8 protein-coding genes are annotated in these 9,710 nt (G+C 72.7%); 5 read left to right on the forward strand and 3 right to left on the reverse strand.

Features of this window, described 5'->3' with window-relative positions; all coding sequences use genetic code 11:
- Window positions 1–38 precede the first annotated feature (38 nt).
- The gene (locus AOK00_RS32325) at window positions 39–2,252 is read right to left on the reverse strand and encodes a protein kinase domain-containing protein (RefSeq protein WP_055603727.1); all 2,214 of its coding nucleotides are present in this window, start codon (window positions 2,250–2,252) and stop codon (window positions 39–41) included.
- Window positions 2,253–2,600: 348 nt separating this feature from the next.
- On the opposite strand from AOK00_RS32325, the gene melC1 reads away from it, so the two are divergent.
- Window positions 2,601–2,993 (forward strand): apotyrosinase chaperone MelC1, encoded by a 393-nt coding sequence (gene melC1 / locus AOK00_RS32330; protein ID WP_055603728.1) that lies wholly within the window; start codon window positions 2,601–2,603, stop codon window positions 2,991–2,993.
- Window positions 2,994–3,015: 22 nt separating this feature from the next.
- Window positions 3,016–3,843, forward strand: coding sequence for a tyrosinase MelC2 (melC2, locus tag AOK00_RS32335; protein ID WP_055603729.1), 828 nt, complete (start codon window positions 3,016–3,018; stop codon window positions 3,841–3,843).
- 142 nt (window positions 3,844–3,985) lie between these two features.
- Here melC2 and AOK00_RS32340 read toward each other — a convergent pair whose 3' ends face one another.
- Together AOK00_RS32340 and AOK00_RS32345 are read right to left on the reverse strand one after the other, a co-directional pair.
- The gene (locus AOK00_RS32340) at window positions 3,986–6,346 is read right to left on the reverse strand and encodes an ATP-binding cassette domain-containing protein (protein ID WP_055603730.1); all 2,361 of its coding nucleotides are present in this window, start codon (window positions 6,344–6,346) and stop codon (window positions 3,986–3,988) included.
- Window positions 6,347–6,520: 174 nt separating this feature from the next.
- Window positions 6,521–7,555, reverse strand: coding sequence for an LLM class flavin-dependent oxidoreductase (locus AOK00_RS32345; RefSeq protein WP_055603731.1), 1,035 nt, complete (start codon window positions 7,553–7,555; stop codon window positions 6,521–6,523).
- Window positions 7,556–7,653: 98 nt separating this feature from the next.
- Between AOK00_RS32345 and AOK00_RS32350 the strand changes: the two genes are divergently transcribed.
- The 3 genes from AOK00_RS32350 to AOK00_RS32360 form a co-directional block, all read left to right on the forward strand.
- On the forward strand, window positions 7,654–8,145 hold the full coding sequence (locus AOK00_RS32350) for a hypothetical protein (RefSeq protein ID WP_055603732.1): 492 nt from the start codon (window positions 7,654–7,656) through the stop codon (window positions 8,143–8,145).
- A 100-nt stretch (window positions 8,146–8,245) separates the two neighbouring features.
- On the forward strand, window positions 8,246–8,461 hold the full coding sequence (locus AOK00_RS32355; protein WP_055603733.1) for a dodecin: 216 nt from the start codon (window positions 8,246–8,248) through the stop codon (window positions 8,459–8,461).
- A 328-nt stretch (window positions 8,462–8,789) separates the two neighbouring features.
- Window positions 8,790–9,710 (forward strand): extracellular solute-binding protein (locus tag AOK00_RS32360; RefSeq protein WP_055603734.1); only part of this gene is annotated, 921 nt, incomplete at its 3' end.

A 9,710-nucleotide genomic window follows, 5' to 3' on the forward strand; every position in this document is an offset into this window, starting at 1 on the left:
GGCAACAGCGAGTCGGGGGTACTCGTGGCGGGCGGCCGTCAGACGGGTGTGGCGTAGGGGTCGAGGGACGCCCAGCCCTTGAGGGTCTGGACGTAGAGGACGCCGCCCGCCACGAGTACCCCCGACTCGCTGTTGCCCGGGTCGCTCACCCCCGCGGGCAGCACGAAGCGGGCGGTCACGGTGTGCCGGGTGAGGTCGACCACGACGCCGGCGGTGCCGCACACGACGTAGGCCCGCTGACCGGTCACCACCGGTGGGGCATCGGTCGCCCCACAGGCGAGGCCCAGCGGCAGCTGCCAGAGCGGGCCGCCCGTGACGCCGTCCAGCTGGGCGAACGAGTGGTCCGGGCGGTCGGCCTCGATCACGCCGAACATGCCGCGCTCGGCGACCGTGAGCGAGGCGACTCCCCGGTTCGCGAGGTCCAGTTCGGCCTCCTTCCGGCCGGACCGCTGTACGAGATGGCCGTCGCTGCCCATCGTCCCGCACAGGAAGGCGGGGGGCTGGCCCCCGTCGCGCGGCGGAAGGACCGTCAGCCCCCAGGGGGAGCACGGTCGCCGGAGCGCCGTCGTCGCCACGGTCGAGCCGTCCGACGTGCGCAGGCTCAGGACGGTCTGCGCGTCCAGGGCCGGGTCCTGGATGGTGAGGACGTGGACGCGGTCGCCCGAGATCCGTACCCGGGGGAACCCGATCCCCTGGACGATTCCGGGCCGCCGCCAGCGCGGTTCACCGGTGGCTGCGTCGACGGAGAACACGGTCCCGTCGAACGTCGCTCCGTAGAGGTCTCCGCCGGACGCGGTCAGCCGGCCGACGGTGTCCCCCTTCTCGCGGGTCCACAGCGTGTGGCCGTCGGAGAGGGCCACGGCCCGCAGGCCACCCGTGGTGGAGACGGCGATGGTCCCGCCGACGACAGCGGGCTCCCACCCCTCCGCGACCGCGGCCGGCACCGACCAGATCGTGCGCCCCGTGGCAGCGTCGATGCGGACGAGCCTTCCCTTCTTCGTCACGTCGTGCGGTGCCGTGCAGACCAGTGACGCGTCGACGAACACGCAGCTCTGCAGGGCGGTGCCGACGGCCCACGCTCGCCAGCCCTTCGGACGGCGCCCGGGGGCGTCGGCGTACGCGTGGGTGGTGCCGGGATCGCCCCCGTACACCGGGCTGTACGCCGTCCTCGCCGCCAGTACGGAGGCGTCCGGTACCCGTGCTTGCGGCGTGCGGGAGGCCGGGGAGGTGACGGGGGCCGAGGGCCCGCCGCTGCCCGCGGAGCCCGTTGCGGTCGCCTCCCGCCACCACATGTACGCGCCGCTGCCCGCGAGGAGGGCGACTGCCGTCGCCAGGGCCACCAGGGCCTGCCGCCGGGGCCGGCGCCGGGGCCGGCGGGCCTGCTCGGTGGGCGAGGGCGGGTGCGGCCCGGCCACCGGGGGAACGGGCGGGCGGCGGCCCCACTCGTTCTCCGGCACCGTGCGGAACGCCGTCAGCAGGTCGTCGGGGCCCGGACGTTCGGCCGGCTCCTTCGTCAGGCACCACTGGACGATCTCCCGTACGGTGCCGGAGAGTTCCGCCACCTCCGGCGGCTCGTGGACCACGTTGTACGCCGTCATGTACGGGCTTCCACCGTCGAACGGGCCCCTGCCCGTCGTCGCGTAGCAGAGGACCGCGCCCAGGGAGAAGACGTCCGTCGCCGAGGTCACCCGGTGCGGGGCGGACAGCTGTTCAGGGGACATGTACGGAGGCGTGCCGAGGATCCGGCCGGTGACCGTCATGGTGCGGTGATCGGGCGCGCGGGAGATGCCGAAGTCGATGACCCGCGGACCGTCGTCGGTGAGCAGGACGTTGTCGGGCTTGAGGTCACGGTGGATCACCCGCACCTGGTGCAACTCGCGGAGCGCCTCGACCAGACCCACCGCGAGAAGGCGCAACTCCGTCCCGGTGAGCGGTCCTTCGGAGTCGACCCGGTCGCGGAGCGTCCGCCCGGGGACGTACGCCGTCGCCATCCACGGCCGTGCGGCGTCGGGGTCCGCGTCCACGACCGGCGCGGTGAACGCGCCGCTGACCCGGCGCGCCGCCCGGATCTCCTGGCGGAAGCGGGTCCGGAACTCCGGGTCGGCGGCGAACTGTTCGTGCACGATCTTCAGCGCGACGGGCCGTCCCGAGTCGGCCCGCGCCAGGAAGACCGTCCCCATGCCGCCGGCTCCCAGCCGGTCGTGGAGCTCGTACCCGCCGATCCGGCGTGGGTCGTTGTCCCGTAATGCCACGTCTTCCCCGTCCCCGTCCCCGCCCTCGTGTGCGAGAGAGCGTACCGGGCGGCGGAGTCGGGATCAGGACAGTCTCGGGGCGTGGGCTCCGCCACACGGTGCACCTCGAAGCGAAAGATCGTTCACAGAACGATCACTTTCTCCGTAAGATCTTCGCCCTGGGGTGCTGTCGACCGTTCGGACAGCAAGATCAACTCCGTTCAACGCTGTACATTTTGTGGCACGTTGTCCACTTCGCGGCCAACCGGCTCCCGGTGATTACCGCGCTGCCTCCCCTCCCGGGTACTGATGAGCTCTGCCGGGGGCATATGACCAAACCCCCGGTCGCACAGACCATTTGGGGGTTTCATGTCCAGCATCACCCGCCGCCGGGCTCTCGGCGTCGCGGCCGGGGCCGCAGGGGCCGCCGCGGGCCTCGCCCTGGCCGGTTCCGCCGTCGCCGACGGTCCCCGAGCCGCCGCTCCCGCGGCCGGCCCGGCCCCGGCGTCCTTCGACGAGGTCTACCAGGGCCGCCGCATCCAGGGCGGGCCCGCGCACGGCGGAGGTCACCACGGGGGGCACCACGGAGGCGGCTACTCCGTGACGATCGACGGCGAGGAACTGCACGTCATGCAGAACGCCGACGGCACCTGGATCAGCGTGATCAACCACTACGAGCCCGTCGCCACGCCCAAGTCGCTGGCCCGCGCGGCCGTCCGCGAACTCCAGGGCGCCCCGCTCGTACCCCTCACCCTCGGCTGATCGATCCAGGAACGGCACCGTCATGACCGTACGCAAGAACCAGGCCACCCTCACCGCCGACGAGAAGCGGCGCTTCGTCAACGCCCTCCTGGAGCTCAAGCGCTCCGGGCGGTACGACACCTTCGTCACCACGCACAACGCCTTCATCATGAGCGACACCGACAACGGCGACCGCGTCGGCCACCGGTCGCCGTCGTTCCTGCCCTGGCACCGGCGCTTCCTCATCGAGTTCGAGCAGGCGCTGCAGTCCGTCGACCCGACCGTCAACCTTCCCTACTGGGACTGGACGGCCGACCGCACCTCCCGCTCCTCCCTGTGGGCGCCCGACTTCCTCGGCGGCACCGGGCGCGCCCGCGACGGCCAGGTGCTCGACGGCGCGTTCGCCCGCAGCGGCAACCGCTGGACGATCACCGTCCGCGTCGACGGCCGCGACTACCTGCGGCGCGACCTCGGCGCGGGCGGCCGCCAGCTCCCCACCCGCGCCGAGGTGGACTCCGTCCTCGCCATGGAGACCTACGACACGGCCCCGTGGAACAGCTCGTCGGACGGCTTCCGCAACCACCTCGAAGGGTGGCGCGGTGTGAACCTCCACAACCGCGTCCACGTCTGGGTGGGCGGCCAGATGGGCACCGGGGTCTCCCCGAACGACCCCGTGTTCTGGCTGCACCACGCCTTCATCGACAAGCTGTGGGCCGACTGGCAGGCCCGCCACCCCCGGTCCCCGTACCTGCCGGCCGCGGGCACCGCGAACGTCGTCGACCTCGGGGACACCATGCGCCCGTGGAACGACGTGACCCCGGCGGACATGCTGGACCACACCCGCCACTACACCTTCGACACGGCGGCCTGACCCCGCCGGGCCCGGGCCCCGGTTCCGGCGGCCCGGCCGACGCGGACCTCGGCTCCGGCGGCCCGACCGCCCCGGGCCCCGGCGCCCTCGGCCGGATCCCGCCGGGCCCCTGCTCCGTCGGCCCGATCCCGCCGGACGGACCTCAGCTCCGTCCGGCGGGCCCCAGGGCCCGGAGCAGATACGGCGCGGTACGGCTCTCCGCCGCCCGCGCCACCCGGTCCGGGGGTCCCGCGGCCACGATCCGGCCGCCCTCGTCGCCGCCGCCCGGGCCGAGGTCGACCACCCAGTCCGCCGTGGCGACCACGTCCATGTCGTGCTCGACGACGATCACCGAGTGACCGGCGTCCACGAGACCGTGCAGCTGCCGCATCAGGACCTCGACGTCGGCCGGGTGCAGGCCCGTCGTCGGTTCGTCCAGGACGTACAGGGTGGGGGAGCGGTGCGGCCGCTGGAGCTCGGACGCGAGCTTGATGCGCTGCGCCTCGCCCCCGGACAGCTCCGTCGCGGGCTGCCCGAGCCGCAGATAGCCGAGGCCCACGTCGAGCAGGGTGCGCAGGCTGCGCGCGGCGGCGGGCGTGTCCTCGAAGAACACGGCGGCGGACTCGACGGTGAGATCGAGGACCTCGGCGATGGTGAGGTCCCGCAGCCGCACCTGGAGGGTCTCGGGGTTGTAGCGGGCCCCGCGGCAGTCGGGACAGGGCGCGTACGTACTGGGCAGGAAGAGCAGCTCGACGGAGACGAAACCCTCGCCCTGGCAGTTCTCGCACCGGCCACCGGGAACGTTGAAGGAGAAGCGGCCCGCCCGGTAGCCGCGCGCCCGCGCCTCCCCGGTCTCCGTGAACAGTTTGCGCACCACGTCGAACAGGCCCGTGTACGTCGCCAGGTTGGAGCGCGGGGTGCGCCCGATCGGCCGCTGATCGACCGTCACCAGACGCCCCACCCCGGAGTGTTCCTCGGTGAGCGCGCCCACGAGCGTCGACTTCCCCGAGCCCGAGACGCCGGTGACCGCCGTCAGCACCCCGACGGGGAAGGCCGCGTCGACCGCCCGCAGATTGTGCCGGGTCACCGGGCCCGTCCGCAGCCACCCGGCCGGTGCGCGCAGCTCCCGCGCGGGACCGGGCTCCCGGTCGAAGAGGAAACGGCGGGTCGCGGACGCCTCGACGTCCGCGAGTCCACCCGGCGGTCCGCTGTGCAGGACACGACCGCCGTGCACCCCGGCGAGCGGTCCGACGTCCACGAGCCAGTCGGCGTGCCGGATCACGTCGAGGTGGTGCTCGACGACGAAGACGGAGTTCCCGGCCGCCTTGAGCCGGTCGAGCACCACGAGCAGCGCCTCCGTGTCGGCCGGGTGCAGACCGGCTGACGGCTCGTCCAGGACGTACACCACGCCGAAGAGCCCCGAGCGCAGCTGGGTGGCGAGCCGCAGCCGCTGGAGCTCGCCGTTGGAGAGGGTGGGGGTGGCCCGGTCCAGACTGAGATAGCCGAGGCCGAGCTCGGTCACGGTCGCGATCCGGGCGACGAGGTCCTCGGTCAGGACGCGCGCGGTCTCCCCGTCCTCCGCCCCCGTGCCGGAGAGGAGTCCGGCCAGGGCCGTCAGCGGCAGCGACGCGAGGTCGGCGATGGTCCGGCCGGCGAACGTCACCGCGAGCGCCTCCGGCCGCAGCCGTCCGCCGCCGCAGACCGGGCAGGGTGCGCTGGTGAGGAAGCGCTCGGCCTTCGCCCGCAGCGTCGGGCTCTTCGAGTCGGAGAAGGTCCGCAGGACGTAGCGCCGGGCGCTCATGTACGTGCCCTGGTAGGGGCGTTGGATGCGGTCGGCGTCCCGTACCGGATGCACCGTGACGACCGGCTGCTCGTCCGTGAAGAGGATCCACTCCCGGTCCTTCGCGTCGAGCTCGCGCCACGGCCGGTCGACGTCGTACCCGAGCGCGTCGAGGACGTCGCGCAGGTTCTTCCCCTGCCAGGCACCCGGCCAGGCCGCGATGGCGCCCTGACGGATCGACAGTTCCGGTTCGGGTACGAGGAGTTCCTCGCTCGTGTCGTGGATGCGGCCGAGACCGTGACACGAAGGGCAGGCGCCCGCCGCCGTGTTGGGGGAGAAGGCGTCGGAGTCGAGCCGCTCCGCGCCCTCCGGGTAGCGGCCCGCCCGGGAGAACAGCATGCGGAGGGAGTTGGACAGGGTGGTGACCGTACCGACGGAGGAGCGGGCGTTCGGGGAGGACCGGCGCTGCTCCAGGGAGACCGCCGGCGGGAGCCCGGTGATCTCGCCGACCGCGGGCGCCCCCACCTGACGGATCAGCCGCCGCGCGTACGGCGCCACCGACTCGAAGTAGCGCCGCTGCGCCTCCGCGTAGATCGTGCCGAAGGCCAGGGACGACTTGCCGGATCCGGAGACCCCGGTGAAGGCGACGAGCGCGTCACGGGGGATGTCGACGTCCACCCCGGCGAGGTTGTGCTCACGGGCGCCGCGGACACGGACGTACGGATCATGGTGGCTTTCGGGCATAACGTGATTTTATCCATGGCGCCGCTTCCGGCCTGGTCAGGGCGGCGGGCAGCGGTGCGGCGACGTGGGAGGGGGCGTCGCGCGGCCGGAGGGGCGCCGCGCGGTCCGAGGGGGCGCCGCGCGCAGGTGCCGGCCCGGCGGCGCCCGGCCGAGGCGCCGCGAGCGCCGGTGGAGTCAGGCAGGCGGTGACCGCCGCGTCCCCGGGGTGAGGCCGACCGCCTTCGCGAGCCTCCGGTACGACTCGCTCAGCGCCGCCCTGTCGTACGTGCTGGTGGTGACCAGGATCTCCTGCGCTCCGGTCTCCTTCACCGCACCCTCCAGCGCCTCGGTCACCTGCTCCTCCGTGCCGTACACATGGCCGCTCAGCCCCGACTCGTAGAAACCGCGCTGCTTCTCCGTCATCGTGAGCCTCTCGATCGCCTCGGGCGCGACGAGCGGCGGGAAGGCGCCCAGCGTCCGGGAGTGGGCGAGTGACCAGGCCTCGGGCATCAGCAGCCGCCGGGCCTCCGCCTCCGTCCCGGCCACCGCGACCGTCCCGGCGATCACCACGTACGGCTCGGCGGACCACGAGGAGGGACGGAAGCCGGAGCGGTACGTCTCGACGGCGGCGAGCAGCCGGTCACGGCCGCGGAGGTCGCCGATGACCAGCGGCAGTCCGGCCGCCGCGGCGATCGACGCGCCCTCGCCGGTCGCCAGGACGAAGGGCGGCACCCGCAGCCCCTCGGCTGGCCGGGCGTGCACCTGAGGGTGGGCGGTCTGCTCGCCGGTGAACCAGCCGAGCAGCTCGCCGAGCTGCTCCCCGAAGCGGTCGGCGTCGTCCTTGTCCCGTCCCAGCGCCCGGCGGATGCCGTCGGTGAAGCCGACCGAGCGGCCGACGCCCATGTCGATCCGGCCGGGGAAGAGGGACTCCAGGACACCGAACTGCTCCGCCACGACCATGGGTTGGTGGTTGGGGAGCATCACCCCGCCGGTACCGACCCGGATGCCCGTCGTGGCGGCGGCCACGGCGGCCGCGAGGACCGTCGGTGCGGAACCGGCGACCCCGGGCACGCTGTGGTGCTCCGACACCCAGAAGCGGTGGTAGCCGAGGGCCTCCACCTCCTGGGCGAGGCGCACGGTGTCCCGCAGCGCCTGGGGGGCGTCCTCGCCCTCCCGGGTGCGGGAGCGGTCGAGGACCGAGAAGCGGATGCCGCCGGGAAAGGTGCTCACAAGGGGTTCAACGCTCCGGACGGGGAGGGATTCCCGTATCGCGGTCCTGATCCACAGCGCCGGGGTGCCGCCTCCGCCCACCTTCTAGGCTGGGCCGCGTGACAGCCGACAACCACCGGCCCCTGGCCGTCTTCGACCTCGACAACACGCTCGCCGCGACCGCCCACCGTCAGCACTTCCTGGAGCGGCGCCCCAAGGAGTGGGACGCCTTCTTCGCGGCGGCGCCCGACGATCCGCCGCTGGAGGAGGGGATCGCGCTGTGCCGCGAGGCGGCCGAGGAGTGCGACGTCGTCTACCTGACCGGACGCCCGGAGCGCTGTCGCCGGGACACCCTGGACTGGCTGGCCGCGCAGGGTCTCCCGGAAGGCCCGATCCACATGCGCCGCAACCGGGACTTCCGCCCGGCCCGGGTGACCAAGGTGGAGATCCTGCGGCGGCTGGGCACCGACCGCGCGGTCAGGATGCTCGTCGACGACGATCCGCTGGTCTGCGACGCGGCCGAGGAGGCCGGCTTCCCCGTCGTACGCGCCCGGTGGGCGCCCCCTTCCGAGGAACTGAGGGACGCCCAGGAGAAGGAGGGCCGGACCTGACGGTCGCGGGGCCGGCGTGGGCGCGTGGTGCGTCTCGACTCGCGGCGGTCTCCGGTTCCGTGCAGTGTGGATGGAGTCGGAACGCGAAGGAGAGGCCGCCATGGGAGATCACGTCTACCGCGTCACGGAGATCGTCGGGTCGTCCTCGGAAGGCGTCGACACCGCCATCCGGAACGGGATCACCCGCGCCTGCGAGACGCTGCGCTCGGTCGACTGGTTCGAGGTCACGGAGATCCGCGGTCACGTCGAGGACGGGCAGGTCGCCCATTTCCAGGTGGGCATGAAGGTCGGCTTCCGCCTGGAGGAGCCCAGCTAGGGCCGTCCGGCCCCATCCGTCGGACGGGCCCTCAGGGCCTGTCCTTCGCAACGCTCCCGACGATGCCTCATGGCGTCGCTCGGGGGCTTTGTCGTGCTCCCTCCTCCGTCGCGCAGCGCATCACATGCCACCGACGGGAGTTACCTGAGGTAAGGGAACGCATGGTGCGCTCACTGTGCGGAACGCGATGGTCAAGGACTTGACCATCCCGTTGGTCCAGACCAGAATCCAGGCCACATACCCGCGCGAACACCCCGTTCGGTCCCCCCATGTCGGGTCAGCCCCCCATGCCGCACGACCCTGTGCTGAACCGCAGAAGGTGACCTACGTGAAGAACCGCCATCTGGCCTGCCCCCTGGCAGCCGCCACAGCACTCGCCCTCGCCGGCTGCGGGATGCTCCCGGGCGGCGGCAGGACGAAGACCGTCGACATCTGGCTCATGCGGGACAGCGTCAGCGAGGAGTTCCTCAACCGCTTCACCGAGGCGTACGAGGAGGAACACGACGGCGTCGAACTCCAGGTCACCATCCAGGAGTGGACCGGCATCGGAAAGAAGGTCACCGAGGCCATCCAGGGCTCCGGCGGACCCGACGTCATCGAGGTCGGCAACACCCAGGTCGCCCAGTACGCCGACACCGAGAAGCTCTTCGACCTCACCCTGGAGTCGGTCCGCGACCTCGGCAGCGAGGACTGGCTGCCCGGCCTCGCCGAGCCCGGCAGCATCGGCGGATCCCAGTACGGCATCCCCTGGTACGCCGCGAACCGCATCGTCATCTACAACAAGGACCTCTTCGCCGACGCCGGCATCGCCAAGCCGCCGGCCACCCGCGCCCAGTGGCTCGCCGACACCGAGAAGCTCAACAGCAAGGGCTCCCAGGGCATCTACCTCGCCGGCCAGGACTGGTACACCCTCGCCGGATTCATCTGGGACGAGGGCGGCGAACTCGCCACCGACAAGGGCGGCGAGTGGACCGGAGCGCTCGAGAGCGCCGCGGCCCGCCGCGGCATGGCCTACTACAAGGAACTCCAGTCCCTCGGCTCAGGCCCCAAGGACGCCGACGAGCAGAACCCGCCGCAGGCCGACGTCTTCGCCAAGGGCGACGTGGCCCAGCTCATCGCCACGCCCAGCGCCGTCGCCGCGATCCTCAAGGCCAACCCGGCCCTCAAGGACAAGCTCGGCTACTTCCCGATACCCGGCGCCAAGGAGGGCCAGCCGTGCGCCGTCTTCACCGGCGGCTCCGACCTCATC

The organism is Streptomyces aureus, assembly GCF_001418135.1.
Lineage (GTDB): Bacteria > Actinomycetota > Actinomycetes > Streptomycetales > Streptomycetaceae > Streptomyces > Streptomyces aureus_A.

What these genes read in the sequence shown, in the direction of transcription:
- melC1 (WP_055603728.1), top strand. Translation starts at nt 2,601, where the DNA reads ATGTCCAGCATCACCCGCCGCCGGGCTCTCGGCGTCGCGGCCGGGGCC.
- melC2 (WP_055603729.1), top strand. Translation starts at nt 3,016, where the DNA reads ATGACCGTACGCAAGAACCAGGCCACCCTCACCGCCGACGAGAAGCGG.
- AOK00_RS32340 (WP_055603730.1), bottom strand. Translation starts at nt 6,346, where the DNA reads ATGCCCGAAAGCCACCATGATCCGTACGTCCGTGTCCGCGGCGCCCGT.
- AOK00_RS32355 (WP_055603733.1), top strand. Translation starts at nt 8,246, where the DNA reads ATGGGAGATCACGTCTACCGCGTCACGGAGATCGTCGGGTCGTCCTCG.